Here is a 510-nt window from a genome sequence, read left to right on the forward strand (position 1 = left end):
CCCCCAAGCGGGTTATTCACAACTGTCCCGGCTAGAGCCGACCGCTTTGGGGAAGCGGTCTCGCCGGTCCGAGTTGACGGCGTGCGAACAACTCTCTTTACTGTTAGACAACAAAGCAGAAAATCGACCCGCACACAAAAAAGCGGACACTACCTGACACTACCTGAGTATCTCTCCCTATCGGCCGTTTCCACTCCCCGCTCATCAAACCGAACAGGCGGATTTCCCGCATTCGGCTTCCGGACAAGGTTGGTACAGGATTATGCCCACGGCAAGCTCCGCGTACATCTCCCGAGGGGGATGAGGTCGAACTTGCCTTCGCTTTCTCCTGCAACGTCCTCTGGAGCCTCCGAACACGCAAGGGAGGTTGTAGGCGTGCCGCCACTCTCCGTTCTTGCTCCTTCCGACGTTTCCCTTGAACTAAGGCCCCTTCCCTCCCTCGGACTTTCTCCGAGCTCACAGGTGTCGGGTCGGAGGAGGCGCCCATTGAAGAGCTTGCCTCCGTCCGCC

The organism is Verrucomicrobium sp. 3C (assembly GCF_000379365.1).
Classification (GTDB): Bacteria; Verrucomicrobiota; Verrucomicrobiia; order Methylacidiphilales; family Methylacidiphilaceae; genus Methylacidimicrobium.